This is a genomic window from Rhodopirellula baltica SH 1, assembly GCF_000196115.1.
Classification (GTDB): Bacteria; Planctomycetota; Planctomycetia; order Pirellulales; family Pirellulaceae; genus Rhodopirellula; species Rhodopirellula baltica.
In genome coordinates this window covers 876,254-897,871 of record NC_005027.1, presented here as the reverse complement: position 1 = coordinate 897,871, position 21,618 = coordinate 876,254, and the positions used below count along the sequence as shown (strand labels likewise).

Here is a 21,618-nt window from a genome sequence, read left to right as displayed (position 1 = left end):
CAGTGGCTCGCTTTCTTGTGTGAAGAATCCAAGATTCCGACTTCTTAGGTGCATCGTTTGGTTGATCCTTCAATTGGTGCTCGACAACGCCCAAATGTTGAACGCTCACCACACACGATGTTCGTGAATTGAACAAGCGAATCTGCATTGCTCCGTCTCCGTCGCGTCTGACAGTTGTGGGCAATCGACCAATCCGATCGACAGTCTCTCACTTACCCGCCAGACTTGTGTGCCGGCTCTGAATTGCTGCGACATGCCCACTCCGGTTGGCATCGGGTGATCGCTCCGGTCTATACTGAGATCGTCCACGGCAAGACGGATTGAACGTGGCCCACAGCCTGATGGTCACGAGCATGATGAATCGATTGCTTTGGCCGTTCTTTTCTCACAAAGGCGAATCGCTATGTCCGGCAACCTGAATCCTCCGATTGATCCGTCTTCCGATGCAACCGCCCCCATTGCGACGAAAGACCATGGGATCCCAATTCGGCTGGCAACCCGCGAAATCACGGCGGCCTTGGTTTGGACTTTTGCCGCGGACGTGCTGATCTTCCGCCTCGCCACCTACCTCTCCGTGGCGATTTTCCTGGTTCTCACCCCAATCCTGTTCCGGTACGCGGCAACCAACCGACCTCATGGTCGGTCTCTCGCGGTTTGCGGCATCCTGTCGGCTCTCGTTGCGTTGCGATTGCTTTGGCAAGGCTCTCCACTTGCGATTGGCTCCGCCCTCTTGTTGATCGTAGCAATGTCGATGGCCGCCAGTGGAGTTGTCCCTTTCGTGCTAGAAGGCTTCCTCAGGTTTGGACGCAGCTTGGTCGACGGAGCCAACCGAATCTCTCGCTACCGCCTGACTCACCAGGCGATCAATCAGGTCCGCAACCACCACCGCCTCGCATCGATTCTGTTGCCTCTCGTCGCGGTCTTGGCATTTGGCGGAATCTTCGTGATGGCCAATCCCGACTTGGTTTCCTGGGTTGGTACTCAGGTTCGCTACGCCTGGAAGATCACCTTCAACTGGCTCAGCAACTTCTCAGTCTGGGAAATCCCGTTTTGTGTTTTGGCACTGACCATCGGCATGGGATTGATGCGTCCCCTTCGTCCGTTTCTTCGATTCGGGAGCAACACGGAAGACGAATTGATTGCCGCATCAGCCGAGTCGGGTCTCTACTCAGCGTATCGAAACACGCTGATTGCGGTGACCAGTCTTTTCGCTGCTTACCTTTGCTTCGAATTCTGGACACTGTGGCGACGTGATTTCCCAGAAGGGTTCTACTACGCCGGCTACGCTCATCAAGGCGCGGCGTGGTTGACTATCGCTTTGGGTTTGGCAACGGTTTCGTTGTCCGTCATTTTCGGACGCAGTCTCTTGTCCGACCCTCGCATGCCGCAAGTCCGAAGATGGGCATGGATTTGGTCTGCAGAAAACCTGTTGCTCGCGTTGGCAGTTTACAACCGGTTGATGATCTACATCGGCTACAACGGCATGACACAACTTCGGATGGTCGGCTTGTTCGGAATCACCGCCGTCGTCATCGGATTCGCCTTGGTTGTTTATAAGATCGCCAAAACCAAGAACTTCTGGTGGCTGCTCCGATCTCAAATGCTGGCGTTGACCATCGTTGTGATCGCATACAGCGTCACGCCGGTCGATTATCTCGCTCATCGATACAACGTCTCACGAGTCAATGCGGGATACTCGGCACCCTCGGTGATGCTGGCCGTCAAACCGATCAGCGATGAAGGGTTGTTGTCGACCTTCCACCTGATCAATCACTCAGACCCGATCATTCGCGACGGTGTCCAAGCCCGACTGGCGATTCGCGAGGCGGAACTGTCCGCGAAGGGAACCATTCATTGGAGCGAACTTCAGGGAGCGTCAAGATTGCTCGCCTCCCGATTGGCCGATCATCCCGAGCTTTCCACTCATTTCGCAAATCCAGGTGAACGCCAAACGGCTCTCCTACGTTTTAAATCCTACGCCATGCAGTGGTATTGAGGTTTGGAGAATAGCGTCTGCGGATCAACTGACACCGATCCACTGCGGTTAATCAAAGTGTGGCTGGGTCGTGGAGAATCACTCCATCGATCTGGCAGGCGGTCTATCCAGCAACCACCGCCAGGTACAACCTGGCCTACATTTCCGCCACGTCATTCCACTCGTAGGCCATGTTCCACATGGCGCCCCAACCGATGCTTTGAAACAAAGCGAGGCGTGCTCTCGTTTTAGCATGCCATTGCTGTGTCGAATAATCCGGCCAGCAACCTTCGCCAGGTGCAACCTGGCCTACATCTCCGCCACGTCATTCCACTCGTAGGCCATGTTCCACATGGCGACTCAACCGATGCTTTGGAACAAAGCGAGGCGTGTTCGCGTTTGAGCGTGCCATTGCCGTGCTGAACGCCCCGGCCAGCAACCACCGCCAGGTACAACCTGGCCTACAGCTCCGCCGCGTCGTTCCACTCGTAGGCCATATTTTACATGGCGCCCCAACCGATGCTTTGGAACAAAGCGAGACATCCCCCAACTCCTGCGATGAAAGGTATCGCTAGCCAGCCTCAGGCACGAACACTGCTTTAGGAACTCCCCCAAAGATGAACCGGCTTTCGAAAACCTCGAATCAATCGTCCGGTCACAAGACTTCCTTGACTCCCTCAATCACTAGCCCAGCAGTGATCGCAAATCCATCAATTGGTGAAAATGCCATCAGAGCGACGGTCAATACGCCGGCAATTCGACGCCTGTTGGCGGAAAACAGGAGTCACTTTCGAATGATCCCGCCATGCGATCGGCATAACCAGAAAGGCCGCACCCACCCGCTCGGTTAAACGCTCATCCTGAGCCCCACAGACTCATCAATGGTATTGAGATTGCCTGGAAGCATCGTCAGGTCATTCGACCTGATGCGATGAATGATTGCCAAACCGTCTCTGACGCGTTTCCAACCGGGCAATCAAAGCGATGCCGTGATTCCTCAGCACTTCTTCGCGTCGGAAGCTTATGCCGTTTGCAAGACAGAGTACGTACCGATGACTGCTAACAAAATCCTATTGGTTGATGATCAACCCAGAACGCTGGAAGTGTTTCGACTCAGCGTTGAAAATGACTTTGACATCGAACTCGTGGACAGCGCTGCGAAGGCGTGGCAACTCTTGAACTCCACGTCTGATTTTGCCGTTGTGATTTCTGATATGCACATGCCAGTCGTCGATGGAGTGCAATTTCTAACGACGGTAAGAAATCGCTTTCCCACCATCACGCGGATCATCATGACGGCTGACTCCGACCAAGAGATCGCGGCCAAAGCGGTCAACGACGGACAAGTCTTTCGATTTCTACAAAAGCCATTTTCCACCGCGGAATTGCGGAACGTCCTGCAATCCGGGCTCGAACACCACGCCCTGGTCGCATCGGAAAAGAACCTTCTCGAAGAAACGCTCCGCGGAAGTATTAACCTGCTGGTTGACTTGCTCGCCGACGTGAAGCCGCTCGCATTCGGACGCTCTCGCAGAGCCAAAAAGCTGGTCTCGATGGTCTGTCGCAAACTCGAGATCGAACATTCCTGGGAGATCAAAGTCAGTGCGATGCTTTCTCAGATTGGTTGCATCTCCGTTCCGGACAGAATCTTGGAAGCCATTCATTCGGGCGAAACGCTGAAGGCCGTGGACCAAATGGAGTTCAACCAGCACGCCAAATTTGGGGAGTCATTGATAGAAAAAATCCCACAAATGAAATCGATCAGTCGGCTGGTTGGTTGGCAGCACAAACGGTTCGACGAATTGCGAGTGCTCGCTAGTTCGGAACGCGAATTGATCAGTGCTTCCATTCTTGCTGCTTGTCTGGAGTTCGATCGTCTGGTTCAAATGAACACCACCGCCGAAGATGCGATTGACGAGATGCGACAAGACCGCAAACGCTTCGACATCAAAGTCGTCGATGCACTCGCAACGGTTGTGTTAGGTACCAAGACAACGGCCCAGCTCACCGCATGGGACCTTCGCGTTGGCATGACATTGGACAGCGATGTGATCGATACGCGAGGCTCTCTCTTGGTCCCGCGAGGACAGGTCATCACAGAAATCATGCTGAAGCGACTCCAGTGCCGCGCCGCCAGCATCAAAGATCCCATCACAGTCGTTTTGTCGACGGTGGACTCGATGATGGAATCGGAAACGGACATACCCACCGAACAACCCATCTGTTAAACCACGAACACGACAGACATCCAGATTGATGAACGAACTTCTTCGCAGGTCATGTCCTACGTGGTCCAAAAGCACCGAACAAACAGGTGCTCACGGCGGTTCATTCCAACGGCGTGATAAACGCCCCGGCCAACAACCATCGCCAGGTACAACCTGGCCTACACTTCCGCCGCATCATCCCACTCGTAGGCCATGTTTCACATGGCGCCCCAACCGATGCTTTGGAACAAAGCGAGGCGTGTTCGAGGCAGGTCATGCCAACGACATGGTAAACGCCTCGGCCAGCAACCACCGCCAGGTAAAACCTGGCCTACATCTCCACCGCGTCGTTCCCCTCGTAGGCCATGTTCCACATGGCAACCCAGCCGATGCTTTGGAACAAAGCGAGGCGGAATCGCGGCAGGTCATTCCAACGACATTGTGAACGCCTCGGCCAGCGACCATCGCCAGGTGGAACCTGGCCTACGGGAGTAGGAACTCAGAATCCGCCGGGGCTGGTGAATTCGCGGTAGTCGTCGAACTCGCTGTGATGTTCGGCGGCGCGGTTGCTGAATCGTGTGAAGTCACCTTCCCAAGTCAACTCAACATCGCCGACCGGACCGTTCCGTTGTTTCGCGATGATGATTTCGGCTTGCCCTGCGAACTGAGCCTTGTCCTCACCACGGTGATAGTACTCCTCACGGTGAACAAACATCACAACGTCGGCATCCTGCTCAATAGCACCCGACTCACGAAGGTGAGACAGCTTCGGTCGGTGATCCTTTCCGTCTTCCGCTTGCCGGTTGAGCTGTGACAAACACAACAGTGGCACTTCCAATTCCCGTGCCATCCCTTTCAAACGACGAGCGATCTTTGCAACCTGCTCCTGTCGAGGGTCGCGAGAGTTGTCCGGTTCGATGAGCTGCAAGTAGTCAATCACGATCAAACCCAACCCGTCTTCTTTTCGCTTGATCCGACGTGCCGCTGCGGCAATTTCACTGACCGTTCGACTGGGCGAATCATCCACAAACAGCGGGGCTTGGCTGATGTCGTTGGCCTTGGAAACCAAACGGTCGCGGTCGTCGGAACTGATCGTCCCGTTTCGCAAACGGTGACCGTTCACGCGAGCCAAACTGCAGAGCATCCGGTCAGCCAATTCGATGGCTGACATTTCCAAACTGACGAACAAGACCGGCTCACGTTGAACGATCGCACAATGTTCGGCGATGTTCATGGCCAGTGCCGTTTTGCCCATCGAAGGACGAGCCGCCAAAATGATCAGCTCACCGTGGTGCAAACCACCGGTCATTTGGTCAAAGTCGGTCAATCCCGTTTCGGCACCACCCTCGACATAGTCGTCTCGCATCCGCGCTTCCATGCGATCCATCGCTTGATGCAGCACGTCGCTGATCGCCCACACGGAGTTGCCCGACCGGCCTTCCATGATCGCGAAGACCTTTTGTTCCGCTTGGGCGCACAGTTCCTTCGCGGTACTGTTTTGTTCGTAGGCGTCGCGCAGAATCTCGGTACCGGATTCGATCAAACGACGGAACATCGCCTTCTCGCGAACGATCTCGCCATAGAAAGCCGCGTGGGCCGCATTGGCAACGCTGCCACCGAGCTGAGCCAGATACGCAGCACCGCCGACTTTTTCAAAATCGCCTGCCGTACGCATTCGCGACACCAGCAACGTGATGTCGATCTTTTCCCCCGAGTCAAACATGTCTCGAAGGTGGCGATAAATGATTTGGTTGGCTTCATCGTAGAAGTCATCCGCCTTCAACGACGCGATCTCGTCGCAGATATCGGGCATCAGCAACACGGAACCGATCACGCCCATTTCCGCTTCGCGATCGAACGGTTGCTGCCGCGCCAGAATCTCGATGGTCGAGACTTCCTTTTTCTTTTTGCCGCGATGAGGTCCGTCGAATTTGTTATCTGCGATCATCCGTGAAGCTGCCGTTGGGGTCGGATGGATGGTTCAAAGAAACGATTCCATTCAATCAGAATGGATGGCGATGAGAATGCAAGGCGACGAGTCATCCGGCGACTCAGCCAACTCGCAAACGTGATTCCACGCGAGCGATGGCGTCTTGCGCCGACATGGCACCGTCTCCAGCACCGATGGGTTTGCCACTGGACAACCAAGTCTCCACTTTACTGATTGCGGAGATCGCGTTGGAGTGGCTGCGTCGACCAAAATGCTTGGCAATTTCCGTGAACGCACTGCCGGTGTGTTGTCTCGCCAAATACATCGCGAGGGTGCGAGGTTCGCTAACCCGTCTGGTTTGAGCTTTGCCGCGGAGCCCGTCGCCTTCAAGTCCGAATGTTTCGCAAACGGCTTTTTCGATGCTTCGAAGAGTTGGTGCCACCTGGGTACTTCGCAGCAAATCGCCACCGTAACGACGAATTTCGTCGATCGTGGGTTCGCGGCGGAACATCCGCTGGAGCATGCCAATCAGGTTTGCGATTCCGCCAGCGGCACGAGCGTCGCCGCCGATCAATTCGCTAACTTCTTCCAGCAACGTGTTGTCACACCCCAGCACACAGCGGGTCGCCACCATCCGCTGAAGAAGCTTGAAGCGTGTTTCTTGATCAAGTGCCGCCAAGGGGCAAACCAGCCCCGATGCCATGCGGCCAGCCACTTCGCCGGTCAATCCGCGAATATCGCTGGGTGGCAAGTTGGCTGAAAACACCAACGGTTTGCCGGCTGATGCCAAGGTTTCGACGGTGTACAACGCTTCTCGCAAGGTCGCCGTTTTGGCCGCCAAGAAGTGAACGTCATCAATCAGCAGTGCATCCACGTCACGATAACGACGTCGGAAGGCGGGCAATCCGGTCGAGCCCACCGAGACGACAAAGTCATTGGTGAATTGTTCCGCGGTCAGCAAAACGACGCGGCGCATGCGGCGGCGAGTGCGAAACTCATTCGCCAATGCGGCCAGCAGGTGAGACTTGCCCGTCCCAGTTGGACCGTGCAAGAAGAGTGGCGTGGCAACGGACGGTGTCGCGACCGCCATCATGGCGGCGGAGAACGCGAACTCGTTGCAGGGACCGGTGATAAAGCTGTCGAGCGTTCGGCCGCCGGTCGGTTGTGATTCGGGAAGCGGTGGAAGTTTGGACTTCGACGATCGAGGTGTGGAGACGGCGACTTCTTCGTCTTCTATCTCTTCGTCATCAAAGCGTTCATCGGTCGGCAATTCCGACGCCGCGATTGGATCGTGTTCCACACGACCGCGTGAACGACCTTTTCCACCGCGAGATCCACCGGACTGGTCGCTGCCTGTTGCGGTCGATTGAGCGAGCAAGCTGGCCAAACTGTTTGCCGATCCGCGGCGGCCGCTCGATTGTCGCCCACCGGATTGCCGGCCCGCGGTTGCACGAGTGCTGGTTTGCCGGGTGCTAGATCGACGAGCGCCGCTTTTGGTGGTCGCTTTCTTTTCGGCAGCAACTTTCGCGGCGCGAGTTCGTTTCTTGGGTTCCGGTTGCGCTGCTTCTTCCACGTCGATGCGATAACGAGCACGCTCACCACAAGCGATCATTGCCGCGGCGCGCAGTTCGGTTGCGAAGCTGTTGCCCATTCGCTGTGCCGCGAATGGACCGCTGGTGCGGATGACCACCACAACGGTTGGCTTGCCATCATCGGGTGACTCGCCGACCTCCAAGTCGAAGCCAACCCCATGGGTGAACCACAACCGGTATCGGTCAGCGCCGATGCGTTGATGCAAAGCCTCGGCGAACCGCTCAATGGCTTCCTGCGTCTCGATGCTACCTTGCGTCGACGACATACCGGTTGCGCAGACCTCCCTCATGGATTTTGTTAACACGGGCGACGAATCGGGCGGCCAGCGTGGCTGCGATTCTTCGAAGCGATGAGTGTCGCCGAGTGATGTGCTCCCTCACGACGTTGGGGCAGATTCTAGGTTTGCTAGCAAACAAGTCAAATAGATTGAGTGAAGTTTTGGAGCGTGGAGGCCGACATGGCGAGAGGTCATCCGGCGGGGTCGGGAAATCCCGACTCGTTCGCGGTCCGAGATCATGACGGAGTCTCTTCAGTGTCGGCAAGGCGAGTTTGGTGACTCGTGGAAAATCTGTCGGTAACCTTTTCCACACAAAACCTTCTCCAAAATGTCATTTGCGTAAACACCTCTACGCAATCAACTTACGAACGCCGAACCGTGTTGATAAGAATTTTGGTCCGGAAATCGGCGTTTCGGCACTCACCGGGAAGACGTCCCGCCAGCATCCGATAAACTGGATGCTATGACGAATGACCTCCCATTAATGAACGACCTTCCACGAGCGGAATTGCCCGGCTCGGGATCGCCAAATCCGGAATCATTGATCCTGGCCAGCGGGTCCCCGCGACGCGCACAATTGCTGTCCGCGGCGGGATACGAATTCTCGGTTCAACCGGCTTCGGACTCTGCCGAGTGTGGGATCTGTAGCCGAGAGACCGCCCCCGAGATGGTGGCGCGGTTGGCGTATCGAAAAGCCGCTGACGTGGTCGCTCGGATCGACGATGGTTTGGTGCTGGCGGCTGACACAGTTGCCTCGTGCGTGGGAAACATCTTGGGCAAACCTCACAATCGCGATCACGCCGAAGAAATGCTGCGTTTACTCAGCGGACGCAATCACGATGTCTTCACCGGCGTCTGCCTTTGGTCGCGTCGTGACGAGAAGTTTGTTGTCGATGTGGTTCGAACTCGATTGCAAATGTCCGACCTGACGGACCAGCAACTGACCGAACACCTGGACAGTTTGCGTTGGGATGGCAAAGCAGGGGCTTTCGGCTATCAAGACGGAAACGACTGGTTAAAGGTCATTGGGAACGATAGTGAAAGCAACGTTGTCGGATTGCCGATGGAACGACTGGCGGAATTGCTGGAAAACTTTGAGCAAAACGCCGAAAAGATAACCACCCCGACGATTGATTCGATTGAATCATCCGATTCAAGCTGTTCCTAGGTCGGACGACCTCGGCGAGCAGAGGCGGCGAAGGATGGCGTCGACGAATTGAATGTCCCATTGCCCACCCGATACCCTCGTGCGATCGCACCAGCGTTGCTGCTGTGCCAGAATTCGCCCTAGCCTGATGGATTTGTTTGATGATTGGATCACTCGTCCGTTCCAGCCTGACCGGTTGCATCGCTCTGCTCTCTTTGATCTCGCTGGCTTCTTCAGCCAACGCTCAGAATTGGGCTGAGAAAATGTTCACTGAGACCAAGCACGATTTTCGTGTTGTCGGTCGCGGCACCAAGGCGGAATACAAATTCGAGTTTCGCAATCTGTACGAAGAAACAGTCCACGTCCAAGGGGTCCGAAGCAGTTGCGGTTGCACCACGCCGACCGTCTCAGACGACACTCTGGAAACGCACGAAACCAGTTCCATCGTCGCGACACTGAACACGAGTACCTTCATCGGTCAAAAGGCCGCGACCGTGACGGTCGTGTTTGATCGACCGTACTACGCCGAAGTTCAACTGCAAGTCAGCGGTTTCATTCGCACTGATGTCACTTTCGACCCGCCCGAAGTCGATTTCGGTCAGTGCAAGAACGGCGAAGTCAAAGAAAAAGACATCACGATCACACACCGCGGCAATTCGAGCTGGCGTTTGACCGACGTCCGCAGCCACTGCGACGACTTCGCGGTCAAATTGGAACAACCGATCATTCAGCCAAACATGGTTCAGTACAAAATGCGTGTTCGCATGAAAGACACCATGGACGAAGGCGAAATTCGCGAACGGTTGACGCTGGTCAGCAACGACACAAAATTTCCAACCATCGAAATGTCGATCGCTGGAATGATTCGTCCAACGATCAGCGTTTCACCCGCCGCCGTCAGCCTGGGAACGACCGAGTCGGGCAAAACAGTCAGCAAACGATTGTTGGTTCGTGGTGAAGAACCTTTCGAAATCAAAGAAGTTCGATGCCCGGACGATCGATTCGAGTTTGATATTCCCGAAGGCAAAAAGATGCTGCACTTCGTGGAAATGAAATTCACCGGGGGTGATGAACCTGCCCGCATTGCTCAACGCATCGAGATCGTGACCGATTTGCCGGGCGACAAAACCGCTGAGTGCGTTGCGACGGGTACGGTAAAGTAACCCGCTCGCTAATCTCGCGCCGACGGGATCGATTCTGTTGATTTGGGGCGAACGCCCTTCGCCCACATCGTTACCGCATGCCTTCCTCGCCTCCCAAGCTGACCGCCGACTCGCACGTTCATTTTCTGACCGGACGATTGGCGGAAGCTGCCGTGAGCGAAGAGGCAAATCGCATTGCGAAAGAGTTTGGTTGCGAGCACAGCGTGGGTGTTGTTCCGATCACCGTGGCCGCGTTGATCACTCCTAAATGGCTTTCTCGTCACTGGGAAATTCCCGATCACGCGACCCATGTCATCCTGCCTGGATTTCTCGAAGACAACTTGGACGCCGCCGGTGATTTGGCCGCTCCGTTGCTCGGACTGATCCAACAAACTTCTGCAGAGGTGTTGTGCGGTCCCAAGGATTGTCGCGACCTGCATGCCTGGATGACTGGTCGCCAAGAAGCCGTCGATCTTTCGGCTCACTCGATTGAGATCATCGCGGAGATCAATCATGCGCCGCGATTGTCGATCGATCAGGTCGTGCGAATTGCGAATCAATTGCGTGAGCAGGGAGCAGACCGAATCGATGTCGGATGCGATCCTTCGCGTCGTTGCCAAACGATCGGGAACTATGTTTCGGCACTCGTCGACGCAGGACACACGATCAGCATCGACACATTCGATGGCGAGGAAGCCGGCGATGCGATTCGAGCGGGTGCCACATTGGTGTTGTCAGTCAATGCATCCAATCGCGATGCGGCACGTCATTGGGGATGCGAAGTGGTCGCGATTCCTGACGTACCAGATGACTTGTCCAGCCTCGACGAAACGATTGAATTTCTCACCCAACACAATATTCCCTTCCGCGTCGATCCGATTCTCGAACCCATCGGATCGGGCTTCACCGAAAGTTTGCTCCGCTATGCCGAGGTTCGGCGGCGGTATCCCGACATTGAAATGATGATGGGCATCGGTAACTTGACCGAATTAACCGATGTCGATTCGGCGGGAGTCAACTTCTTGCTGCTCGGAATCTGCCAAGAGCAGTCCATCCGAAGTGTCTTGACCACGCAAGTCATCAACTGGGCGAAATCCTCGGTCGCGGAATGCGATATCGCTCGAAGATTGGTCCACCACGCGGTTTCGCGAGGCGTTCCGCCCAAACGTCTGTCCGACCAACTCGTCACTCTTCGCGATCCGAAGTTGCGACCGCATTCGGAGGCGGCTCTCGAGGCGCTCGCCGACGGCGTCAAAGACAACAATTACCGTTTGATCGCTCAGAACGACACAATCCATTTAATCAGTGCTGGTTTGCACCTTACCGGCAAAGACCCGTTTGAGTTGTTTGCTGAATTGATGCGACAATCACAAGCGGACAACGTCGACGCGTCACACGCGTTTTATTTGGGCTATGAAATGGCGAAGGCCAACATCGCGCTGACGCTGAGCAAACAGTACGAACAAGACCAAGCGTTGCACTGGGGGCACCTCACCGTGGAAGAGGACTCGCACCGAATCAAGCGGACCAGTCGGCATGCACGCAGTCCGCAATCGCCAAACGACCCGACCAATTCCGAATGATGCAGGATCAATCGACTTCGCCAGATTTCGACATTGTGTTCGGATTGACGTCGTCGCAACGGATTCAATCGCTGCAGCACGCACGGTTGGACAGCGACCGGACACTCCAAACGTTTTAACATTTCGTCAATGCGGTCTTGTCCTTCGTAGCAATCGGGTAAAACCTAACCAGAGATTTCCTTCTTGGTTCTTTTGGTTCGGTTGCCCGCGTGTCAGTTCTACGTACCACGTTGCTATGGATCTCCGCCTCGATTCTGGTCCTAATACCGTTGTGTTTGGCAGCGGATTTCGGGGGGATCTTGCATTGGAGTCAATACGTCGCGGCCACCGGCATCTTGGTCGCGATGCTGTGCTCGTTGGTCGGTTTGACTGACACCACCGCGTCCAGCGGTCTGCGGCAACACAAGTTGCTGGTTCCGCTTGGTTTGTTGGTTCTGCTCGCATGGATCCAAACCATGCCGTTGCCATCCAGCCTCGTCGGATTGCTCAGCCCCGGATCCCAAGACGCCTATTCGACTTGGTTGGACGGTTTGGTGCCTTCGGAGGAGCAACCCTCGATCCATGCGATGTCGGTATCGCCGTTTGACACTCATCACGTTGCGATGTTGTTGACGTTGTTGCTGCCGCTTTCCTTTGCGGCGTCGATTGTCTTTCACGCACGAAATCGATTGACGATGTTGCTCAGCGCGATCGCGATCACGGGTGCATCGGTCGCGATCATTGGCTTCTACCGAAAACTCGACCCGACGGCGGACATTTGGTTCTTCCAATCCAAGTCCAGCGGGTTTGCAGGGTTCGTCAATCGCAACAACGCGGCGTTGATGTTGAACTTCGGATTGGCCGCCAGTCTCGGACTGCTGTCTTGGCGGATGATGGCTTTGCACAGCATCGAATTGGACGATCCAGACTTCGAATTCAACGATCTGCTGGCATTGATTTCCGACCGTGAATCTTTGATCGGTTTGCTTTCATCCATCACCTGTGTCGCTGGTTTGCTCCTGAACGGATCGCGAGGCGGTGTAGTCGCGGCTTTGTTTGGATTGGTTTTCGCTTTTGGATACGTCCGCCCCAGACGCGGCTTGATTGGTTTGCCTGTTCTGGCAGTGGTGATCGCGATCTCGGTAGCGATTTTGACGGTTCCGATGCAGCTCAATCTAGAATCGATCACTCGACTCGAGATGATCTCGGCGAACGCGGACACGTTGCAAAAAGACGGCCGGTTGCTGCACTGGCAAGATGGATGGAATGCCGCGATGGCTTACCTTCCAATGGGATCCGGCATCAGCACGTACGGATATTCCTATCTGCCATACCAGTCACAAAGTCCGGGACCGTGGTTTGAACACGCCGACAACTTGTGGTTGGAAATGCTGGTCGAAACCGGTTTGCCCGGCGTGGCGATCGCCGCTTTGCTGTTTGTGATTTTGCTTCGTTCACTGCGTCGGTTGTCGACGTCAGCCGACCCGGTTGATCAAGGCGTTCGCGTCGCCGCTTGGTATGCAATCGCCGCGGTTGCCGCCTCACAGTTTTTTGACTTTGGTTTGATCATGCCCGCCAACCTGTTCGTGGCTGTCGTACTGGCAACCGCGGTGGTTTCGCGGCAGGTCGCCGGCGGTGGATTGCAAGCACCGATGCCCGACGAAGAGGACGATCCTTATCACGCGATGGCAATGGCCGATCCCGAGTACGCGATGGCGATGGCTGCCGCCGAGCGGGAAGAAGAAGCGGCCGCGGCAGCAGATGTCGAAGCTGAATCGGCATCTGAGAACTCGAAGTCCATATCGGGCGGAGCCAAAATCAAACTGAAATCCACCTCCAAATGGGGCCGTCTCACATCATCGGTCAGCGTCGGTGCCATCGCGGTGGTGATCATTCTGCTTTCCGTGCTCGCGATTCCCGGTTTGAAAAACGACGCCGAATCGGAATCGTTGGTCCGACGCATCCAAAGCGAATACTCGGGAATGAAGTTTCAACCCGATGTTCTGGAACAGGTCGAATCGTTGTTGGCCGAGAACCTGGAATCGAACCCGTTCCCTGAGACCCGGACTTTGCTCGCTGCGACTCAGCGTGATCGCGGCCGCTTGGCTGAAACTTTGGAATGGCGTCCGACCACGATTGAACAGGCTGGTGAGATCTACGCGAAAACGAATCTCAATGAACGTGGACTGGACTATCCACCGCCTTTGGCTGCGATGACGCGAGATCGCCTCAAAAGTATCTTGCATTACGAAGACGCCTGGAACACATCGTTGGCGGGTGTCGTAACTTGCCCGCTCGGACAAGCCTCGCGGGCATCGTTGGTCCAATTGCAATCCGTTATGGAACCGCAGCCTGAAACCAGCGTCGCCGTCAAACACCTTGCGAAGTTCTACTCGACCGAACCCATCCGTTTGATGCGATTGGGACGTCGCGCTTTCATGATCGGCGATTACGACTCAGCCGTTTCAACGTTCCGAGATTCGCTCGCTCTGCGTCCTGCTCTGGCGTCCCAATTGATGCCTCTTTTCCGAGTCAACCAAGACAAGCTTCCGCTCAGCGAGGTCATCCCAGAAGAATCGCAGGCGATTGAATTGGCCGCCGCTGACGTGATGTTGTGGGATGAACCCGACCAACTCTTCCTCAAATACGCTGCAAATGCAATCGATTGCAGTCGCGCATCCAATTTGGCCGGACGTGCCAAGTGCCAGGCACTTCTATCCCGAATTCATTTCACGTTGACTGACGTTGAGAAAGCAACCAAGTCGGGAGAAGAAGCCATACGCTTGATGCCGGATGAACCGCGATACCGCGTTCAATTGATCGAGCAAATGTTGATCACAGGGAACCGAAAAGATGCCCTTCGGCACTCTCGGATGGGCCGCGAAGCGTTTCCAAAGGACAAACGGTTCCAACAATTTGTTGATCGCATCGCAGAAGCCGACCGAAAGGAAATGCTCGAACCAAGTCTTCCGAAAGACGACTCGCTCCCCAGTGTGGAATCCATTTTGAATTAGCGGTGGTTCGTGTTCGCGAACGCTGGCTACTATAAAACAACAGCAAAAGAGTTCGGCAATTAGGACAACTCGTAGTCCTAAGACGCACCTTCGGACAACCAATCCCAAAACCGTCGCCCCAGGCTTCTTTGATCGCGAAGTGCCATTTGCCCGGTCTCACCCGCTCGAACGCGATCGCTGACAGCGGGTGACAAAGGGACAATCGATTGGAAGCGTGGTGTCAACAATTCGTATGGATCTGACGATTGCGACTGTTTCTTTGCGGGGGCAACCGGCAGTGGCCCATCCACGGTTGCCGCGAGTGCGGGATGCGGAATTTGGCGGCTGGCGCGAGGTTGCAACTTCTCGGGATGGACTTCGATGATTTCTCCACCGCGAAAAAGAACTTGCATGGGTTCGTCCTTTTGTAGCGCCGAACGATATGCATCCAAGTCGGAATCACCAACCGAAACCAACAATTCCATTCGCTGGCGAACACCGATGTGGACCAGCTCTTCCCCAGCACGCACGTAAGATTCGCGAAGAGCATCCAAGTCCGTTGTTAGGATTTCACCGTCGCGCTGCGCAACCACCCGCAGAGAATCCACCTGTGCGTTCAACTCTTCCAAGCTTCGTCGCAAACTTTCGGACTTCTGTTTTGCGGCTTCCGCCAATCCAAGTTCGCCCAATCCTTCGTGGCGTTGCCATTTGATCTCTTCCGCGTCCAGTTCCAACTGGGTCGCATCGCGTTCAGCGACCAGTTCGTGATCGATCAACTGCAGGATGACTTGTCCCGCCATGACCGAATCACCGGATTGCATGACGATCTGATCGACAAAACCATCAATGGGCGATCGCAGAATTTGATCATCCGCAAACCGCACTACCACCGGCACCGGGCGGCTGAGTGGTGACGGCAATGTCACCAGGAACTGGGCGAGAAAGCAGAACGTCACGCACGTCCATATTGCACGCCGGCGATGCGACCATTTCGAAAAGGATTCCGCCTCGCCTTCGTAGTTCCAAACTTTGCCCGCGAATTTCACGGCCGGAAGCATCACCCACAACAGGATCGCAGCCATCGCCATCAGCAATCCGACCGGGCCCGCCCACATCGAAACAACGACAATCAATCCGCCCATCCAGACAACCTGAAAGACGACCGAAGCGGCGGCGTGGCAGGAGGCAAATCCTCGCCGCCAACCAGACAACTTGCAGCTGGGACCTCGCATCGCGAATAGTTTGAACTGCAACCAGCCCCCGAACAGCTTGCGACCTTGTTCTCGCAAATTGGGAATGTCCGTCCAGTCGGATAGCACGTAGTAGCCATCCAAACGCAACAGAGGATTGGCGTTGACCAGCAACGTCGCAGGACCGGCGATAAAGAAGATTTGTGCAGCCAAATGCGCGGCGAAATCGGTTGGGTGCCAGCACCAAATCCAAAAGGCAATCGATGCGATCAACAGTTCCCAGTAAACGCCCGCCATTGCGATCGAAGCGCGAGATTGGCGGTTGGGCAGACGCCAGGCATTGGTCACATCCACGTAGGCAAGGGGTGCCATCAGAAAGAACATCACGCCGGCTTTGCCAACCTGGACCCCATGCCAACGAGCCGCGACGGCGTGGCCCATTTCATGGATCAACTTCATGACCGCCCAGATGGCCAGCATTCCAACCCAAAGCTGCGAATCAAAAATCCGCATTAGCTCCGCCGTCAGTTGGCTTCGTTGAAACAAAGCAAATGACATCGTGATCGCGATGAATGCTCCGGCAACAACCACACCGTGCACAGTGAAAAGCGGTCGCGCCAATGGAAGCAATGCGTTCGCGGGTCCGTTTGCATTGATCAACGGAAACCGCAAACTGATCAACCACGAACATGCTTTGATGAACGGACCAACGCAAACGGAAAACATCCGCGATGCAACTGCGAAGATGCTGGTCCGACTGGCCTTCCCCGTCGGCCCAGACGCAGACTCAACAGCGTCGTCCTCATTTGAGTCTTCAACTGACACCTCATCAATATTCACCGCATCGGCGTCGGACTCGGTCGGGGGATTGGTAGCGACTTCGACTGGCAGCTGCGGCGCCACGGCCGGCGTGCCTTCGGCGATCGCGATTTTCTGAGCCACCAATACCGCGATGAAGTCAGCGACGTCTTCTGGCGACCAGTCCAAACCATCCCGCTCGGCTTGTTGGACGATCTCGGTGGTTGAGCGATGGCCATCCAGCAGTGTTGCGACGTAGTGCTCGGACGTTCCCAATTGGAAATGCTGACCCGTACCACCGTGCGCAGCACGAATGACCGTGACACCTGCCACTTCGCAAACGGTGAACTCCAGCTCCGGATCCAGCCGCACTTTGGGGGCTTGGGGCGACGGTTCGGTCAAGGCCTTCCGTTCCGCTAGAACGCTGTCGTCCAATTGCGGTTGTTTGGTGGAAGCTTCGTTTGGATTCACCATCCGATCATCCACCCCATTCGTCTGACGGGGGTTCGAATCCACTTCCAAATCCATGGGTACGTCGGTCCCATCACGATCGCTTCGCCACGCATCCCCACTCGCAAAGCCGCGTTTTCGTTTGGCAGTTCCGCGATGGCGACGAAGACGTTGGAATCATCGCGAATCGTCGCGGCCGGCCATACCGACTGCACGCTGCTTTCGAAAGCTTCCCCATCCAAAGCGGGAAACCACAATTCAACGGGAGCGTTCATTTCCACAAATCCGATTTCGGACTCGGGCAGTTCCAATTCAATCTCAACGTTTCCTTCGGGGGCGACTTCCATCAACGTTTGGCCAATTTCCAAAGGAGTCCCGAGCGAACGAGTCAGGTCACCCTGGATGATAATCCCATCAATCGGCGACACGACATCAAGTTTGCTCAATTTGTCTTGCAACAACTCCGCTTTCCGAAGCAATGTTTTCCGGCGTAGCCCCGCCAGCTGCGCGGAAGCGATTTGATTACTTGCCAGTGCGATGTCCTCGTCTTTCTGTGCCTCATCGATCTCCGCCAGCAGAGATTCCAATTCGATCCGCAACGGGCGTCCATCCAACTGCAACAGTGTTTGCCCGGCTGTCACGCGATCGCCCGGACGAACCAACGTCGTCAGCAGCGTTGCATCAATTGGCGATGCGATCAGCCGTCCGTTCATTGGGGCGACGGTCGCAATTGCATGCGTTCGATACGACATCGGGATACATGTTAAAATCAAAGTCACTAAGAATGCGATTCCGATCAGCCCACGTCGTGACCACCACTTGCTCAGCTTGTTCGCCAGACGTCCCCAATGATCTTTTGCTGGTCGACTCAAGAAGATCGCAGCAAACAATCCCATCACATCGGGAGTCAGCATTCGTTGAAAGGTTCGCGCATCAAAGTCATCCGCACCTGGAGGCCGTATCCAAAGCTGGCAACGAGGAATCGTTGTCGAGCCGCCTTCCGTCGAATCGCTCGATTGCGATGCATTCTCGACATCCGGTACCAAATCGATCACCAGAGTTCCATTGTCCCATCGCGACATGCTTTCGGTCGGAGGTGTGCTGTCGTCTGATGTCGATGCCAACCACTGTGCGTCATACCGTTGACGGATGGAGTTTTCAGCTCCCAGCCATCCCAGGCGTCCGTCATGCAATCGATGCATCGTCCGAGCGCCCCAACCCAAGCGGATCGTGTGATCGGGCAACACGGCACCCAACCGCTGAACCAGCAATTCCGCGGCGGACACACGGTCCTTTGTGGAAGCCATCTCCGTCAACCAAGTGTGCCACATCGATTGGAACAGTTTCGATCGCGAAACATCCGACAACTCAGAGGACTGCATCGCGGGCGCATTCGTAGCGTTCGGCGCAACCGAGCGTTCGGGTTTGGCTTTGTTCGCGAAATCGGTCGATGCGGCAGCACTTACCATCGATTGACTCCTGACTTTCGCAGCTTGGAGACCGACTCGGGACCTTCGTCAGATAGATTCGGTGCAACAACACGCATGGTGCAGCGGTCACCAGGCCGAAGCTCACCTGTTGGGTTGTCGATCCGAACCCGAATCTCAATGGTGCCACTTTCGCTGTTGATCGATGGGCCAATCGTGTCGATCTTTCCATCCACAGTCTTTCGAGCGGCCCGGAAATAGACCTGTGTTTCCATGCCCGGCTTCATCTGCAACGCACGGTCAGCCATCACGTTGAAAACACCGTGAAGAGTGTCGGTCCGCACCAAACGAACAATTTCAGGGGATGACGGTGTGATCGTGGCTCCCAACCCGGCCTTCTTTTCGGCAACCACTCCATCGAACGGAGCACGAATCGTTCGTCGTTTCCATTGCAATTCGAGTCGGTTGGCTTCTGCCGATCGGAGCGTTCGCTGTTCGGTAGCGGTCAACAACCGAGCCGCGGCAATTTTCAATTCCATCTCGGCTCGACGGAGCTCATCGGAACCCGCCATCTCGTCACGCAATAATCGACGAAGGTGTTCGACCCGAATCGTCTGCATATCCAGCGCCGCTTGAGCCGCATTGATTTCCCCCATCATGGAAGCTTGCGCCTGAGCGATCTCCATCGATGCTTTTTCAATTTCATCGTCGAATCGTGCGATGACATCGTTGGCTTTGACCCGTTGGCCGACTTTCACAGGGAGTTCGATGATTCGCCCCAGATCTTCGCTGCTCAGATAAATGTCTTCGATGGCTTGCGAAAATCCTTCGTAAGCTGAATCGCCATACAGTGCGATGCCTCGCTGCGTGCCCGTTGTGGCTTGCGCAGATGCGAGATCGGCGGTTAGATGGAACGCGACGAAGACGCTCAAACCGACAACCGTCCATGAAGTTTGCTTTGTCATTTTCTTATTCCATCCGTTCCATAGTGGACGCTGCATCGTCGACCGCTGAATTCTCTAGTTCAATTAGTCCAAACTCTCCAATCAACGATTCGCCAACCACCTGTGGGCTCCATTCGGTGACGTGAGTCGGAGTGTGCAATTGATCAATCTCAACCGGTTCCATTTTCAAGATGTCAATTTGGCTTGTGTTGCCGCATCGCGATGGCTCAACGCCTTCAGTCATCAACAACGTTCCCATCGCCTTTTGCAACTCGATCAAAGAGATGATGGACGAGACCTGTGCGGTGACGAACAACTGCTCGCTCTCGGTACGGCGTTTCTGAGTTTCCAGCAAGTCTTCCAGCACGAGTGCCGTCGGACCGCCGTCGCCTGCTAACAACTCCCAGCGCCGCATTGCGATTTCTTCTTCTCGAATTGCGGCCTGCAAAGTGATCGCTTTGCTTTCACGCAATCGAAAGTTTGCATTCGCTTGAATCAACGCGGTCTCGATTTCGCGTTGCGCGACCAACAAACTTTGACGCAACTCTTCGCTGCGTTGTTGGTATCGATACCTTGCTTCGCGAACGCGACTGCGTGCGGCGCGGCGACCGTATGGCAGGCTGTACTGCAACGTCGCCGTCAAACCGGGACCTTCGGTGAATTGGTCACCAAAAGCCTGGAAGAATCGATTGTTTCCTCGAAGACCAGACAAATACGCATCGAAAACCGCATCCAACTGCGGCTTCAATTCGTTTCGCGTCACGTTGATCCCCAATCCCGCGGACGCCAATTCTTGCGTTGCGGCTTGGATGTCCGGCCGATATTCCAATCCGCGAACGATCGCGTCTTTCAGATCGATGTCTTCCTTCGGGATCTCGGGATTGGCCAACGGAATCAGTTCGACCGATTGATTCATCGCCGTCAGTTCCGGGCTTCCAACCAAAGTTCGCAGACGCACTTGAAGTCGTTGCAATTCCGCTTCGATTTCGATTTGGCGATCGCGATCGTTTGCCAATCGACGTTGAACTTTGATGCGTTGAAGTGGTCCGGAATCCAAATCCGCGCGTCCGTCAACGATGCGAGCGATCTGTTCGCCTCGTTCGATCAAGCTTCGTTGCTGGACCAGGTGGCAACGTCGTTCGTACAAACGCCAAAACGCTTGAAATGTATCGACAAGATGAGACTCAACCTCCGAACGCATCTCCTGCCAGGCGATCCGACTATCGATCGATGCCTGAGTCACGAGTCGGGTGTTGTAGACTTCACCGCTGGTCGCCAACAACGGTTGTGTGATGCTAAGGCTGACCCTTGAGTTGCCTTGCGGGTTGGGTTCAAAGAACAGACTGTTGCTATCCAGCGTTCCCAGTTCTTGTGTCAGATCGACAACCGCACCTCGTCGTGTCAGCTTGCGGAAGCCGCCGCTGGCGATCACCGAGTTCTGGATCAATCGGTCGGGTCCACCTGTTGTCAGCGTGCTTCCAACCGGATCATTGACACGACCGTAGCCACCTTCCAGCAGCAGCGTCGGATCAAACACGGCGTTCTGCTGAACAATCTTTTCGTACGCAATCAAAGTCCGCCGTGAAACTGACGAGATCCGAGGACTGGTCTCGAGTGTGTCGGTCAGGACGGTTGGCAAATCGAAAGAGACTTGATCGGGCGTCTGCAACAGCCCCGAAAAAGCGATGGATTCCCACCACGGAGCGACCGTTTGGACCGCGGTGGTGACCTCGGGAGGCTCCGGCGGCAACGCCAAAGAGTCGTTGTTTGACGACGAAACAGGCGTCGAATGGGTTGCTGGCGGCGTTTCGGGCTGCAACGAATCGCGACGATTTGCGTCCGCCATGTTGCGTGCGGCGTTCTCGAGGAACTGCTGAAAAGACGTTCCCGGCGTTTCTTCCGCTCGGAGGACTGGTGAGTGCATCCCCATCAAGATCAAACCACCGGTTACTAGCATCCAAGCAGCAACCGTCGACCATCGCC

General features: G+C 55.4%; 12 protein-coding genes and 2 pseudogenes. 8 read left to right on the top strand and 6 right to left on the bottom strand.

Annotated features, from left to right (window positions below):
* Positions 1–403 precede the first annotated feature (403 nt).
* From RB_RS03400 to RB_RS28480, 4 genes and pseudogenes are all read left to right on the top strand, one after another.
* Positions 404–1,996: a DUF4153 domain-containing protein gene (locus RB_RS03400; protein ID WP_164921447.1), complete on the top strand. Its 1,593-nt coding sequence runs from the start codon at positions 404–406 to the stop codon at positions 1,994–1,996.
* A gap of 914 nt (positions 1,997–2,910) precedes the next feature.
* Positions 2,911–4,203, top strand: coding sequence for an HD domain-containing phosphohydrolase (locus tag RB_RS03395; protein WP_011118495.1), 1,293 nt, complete (start codon positions 2,911–2,913; stop codon positions 4,201–4,203).
* A 28-nt stretch (positions 4,204–4,231) separates the two neighbouring features.
* Positions 4,232–4,543, top strand: a pseudogene (locus tag RB_RS28485) (DUF1589 domain-containing protein); the annotation flags it as partial.
* A pseudogene (locus RB_RS28480) lies at positions 4,480–4,677 on the top strand (hypothetical protein); the annotation flags it as partial. The pseudogenes RB_RS28485 and RB_RS28480, both read left to right, overlap by 64 nt.
* A gap of 4 nt (positions 4,678–4,681) precedes the next feature.
* Here the strand turns inward: RB_RS28480 and dnaB are convergent.
* Together dnaB and RB_RS03380 are read right to left on the bottom strand one after the other, a co-directional pair.
* On the bottom strand, positions 4,682–6,130 hold the full coding sequence (dnaB, locus tag RB_RS03385) for a replicative DNA helicase (protein ID WP_011118493.1): 1,449 nt from the start codon (positions 6,128–6,130) through the stop codon (positions 4,682–4,684).
* 103 nt (positions 6,131–6,233) lie between these two features.
* Positions 6,234–7,970, bottom strand: a complete 1,737-nt coding sequence (locus tag RB_RS03380) for a DnaA/Hda family protein (protein WP_164921445.1) — start codon at positions 7,968–7,970, stop codon at positions 6,234–6,236.
* A 496-nt stretch (positions 7,971–8,466) separates the two neighbouring features.
* On the opposite strand from RB_RS03380, the gene RB_RS03375 reads away from it, so the two are divergent.
* The 4 genes from RB_RS03375 to RB_RS03360 all read left to right on the top strand — a co-directional run bounded on the left by RB_RS03375 (position 8,467) and on the right by RB_RS03360 (position 14,847).
* Positions 8,467–9,150, top strand: coding sequence for a Maf family protein (locus RB_RS03375; RefSeq protein ID WP_164921444.1), 684 nt, complete (start codon positions 8,467–8,469; stop codon positions 9,148–9,150).
* 242 nt (positions 9,151–9,392) lie between these two features.
* Complete coding sequence (locus RB_RS03370; RefSeq protein WP_164922688.1) at positions 9,393–10,292, top strand: DUF1573 domain-containing protein; 900 nt, start codon at positions 9,393–9,395, stop codon at positions 10,290–10,292.
* A gap of 77 nt (positions 10,293–10,369) precedes the next feature.
* On the top strand, positions 10,370–11,854 hold the full coding sequence (locus RB_RS03365; RefSeq protein ID WP_011118487.1) for a DUF4346 domain-containing protein: 1,485 nt from the start codon (positions 10,370–10,372) through the stop codon (positions 11,852–11,854).
* Positions 11,855–12,123: 269 nt separating this feature from the next.
* Positions 12,124–14,847 carry an O-antigen ligase family protein gene (locus tag RB_RS03360; protein ID WP_011118485.1) on the top strand — a complete coding sequence of 908 codons (2,724 nt, stop codon included), beginning with the start codon at positions 12,124–12,126 and terminating at the stop codon, positions 14,845–14,847.
* Positions 14,848–14,924: 77 nt separating this feature from the next.
* Here the strand turns inward: RB_RS03360 and RB_RS03355 are convergent, their stop codons facing one another.
* Genes RB_RS03355 through RB_RS03340 form a run of 4 tightly spaced genes read right to left on the bottom strand, consistent with a single transcriptional unit; the run spans position 14,925 to position 21,592 of the window.
* Positions 14,925–17,330, bottom strand: coding sequence for a site-2 protease family protein (locus RB_RS03355; protein WP_231846170.1), 2,406 nt, complete (start codon positions 17,328–17,330; stop codon positions 14,925–14,927).
* The gene (locus tag RB_RS03350; RefSeq protein ID WP_164921443.1) at positions 17,282–18,733 is read right to left on the bottom strand and encodes an efflux RND transporter periplasmic adaptor subunit; all 1,452 of its coding nucleotides are present in this window, start codon (positions 18,731–18,733) and stop codon (positions 17,282–17,284) included. The genes RB_RS03355 and RB_RS03350 overlap by 49 nt, the downstream gene beginning before the upstream one ends.
* The gene (locus tag RB_RS03345; protein WP_164921442.1) at positions 18,727–19,656 is read right to left on the bottom strand and encodes an efflux RND transporter periplasmic adaptor subunit; all 930 of its coding nucleotides are present in this window, start codon (positions 19,654–19,656) and stop codon (positions 18,727–18,729) included. The genes RB_RS03350 and RB_RS03345 overlap by 7 nt, the downstream gene beginning before the upstream one ends.
* A 4-nt stretch (positions 19,657–19,660) precedes the next feature.
* Positions 19,661–21,592: a TolC family protein gene (locus RB_RS03340; RefSeq protein ID WP_231846169.1), complete on the bottom strand. Its 1,932-nt coding sequence runs from the start codon at positions 21,590–21,592 to the stop codon at positions 19,661–19,663.
* Between the last annotated feature and the right edge of the window lie 26 nt (positions 21,593–21,618).

What these genes read in the sequence shown, in the direction of transcription:
- RB_RS03400 (WP_164921447.1), top strand. Translation starts at nt 404, where the DNA reads ATGTCCGGCAACCTGAATCCTCCGATTGATCCGTCTTCCGATGCAACC.
- RB_RS03395 (WP_011118495.1), top strand. Translation starts at nt 2,911, where the DNA reads ATGATTGCCAAACCGTCTCTGACGCGTTTCCAACCGGGCAATCAAAGC.
- dnaB (WP_011118493.1), bottom strand. Translation starts at nt 6,130, where the DNA reads ATGATCGCAGATAACAAATTCGACGGACCTCATCGCGGCAAAAAGAAA.
- RB_RS03380 (WP_164921445.1), bottom strand. Translation starts at nt 7,970, where the DNA reads ATGTCGTCGACGCAAGGTAGCATCGAGACGCAGGAAGCCATTGAGCGG.
- RB_RS03375 (WP_164921444.1), top strand. Translation starts at nt 8,467, where the DNA reads ATGAACGACCTTCCACGAGCGGAATTGCCCGGCTCGGGATCGCCAAAT.
- RB_RS03370 (WP_164922688.1), top strand. Translation starts at nt 9,393, where the DNA reads ATGTTCACTGAGACCAAGCACGATTTTCGTGTTGTCGGTCGCGGCACC.
- RB_RS03365 (WP_011118487.1), top strand. Translation starts at nt 10,370, where the DNA reads ATGCCTTCCTCGCCTCCCAAGCTGACCGCCGACTCGCACGTTCATTTT.
- RB_RS03350 (WP_164921443.1), bottom strand. Translation starts at nt 18,733, where the DNA reads ATGGTAAGTGCTGCCGCATCGACCGATTTCGCGAACAAAGCCAAACCC.
- RB_RS03345 (WP_164921442.1), bottom strand. Translation starts at nt 19,656, where the DNA reads ATGACAAAGCAAACTTCATGGACGGTTGTCGGTTTGAGCGTCTTCGTC.
- RB_RS03340 (WP_231846169.1), bottom strand. Translation starts at nt 21,592, where the DNA reads ATGCTAGTAACCGGTGGTTTGATCTTGATGGGGATGCACTCACCAGTC.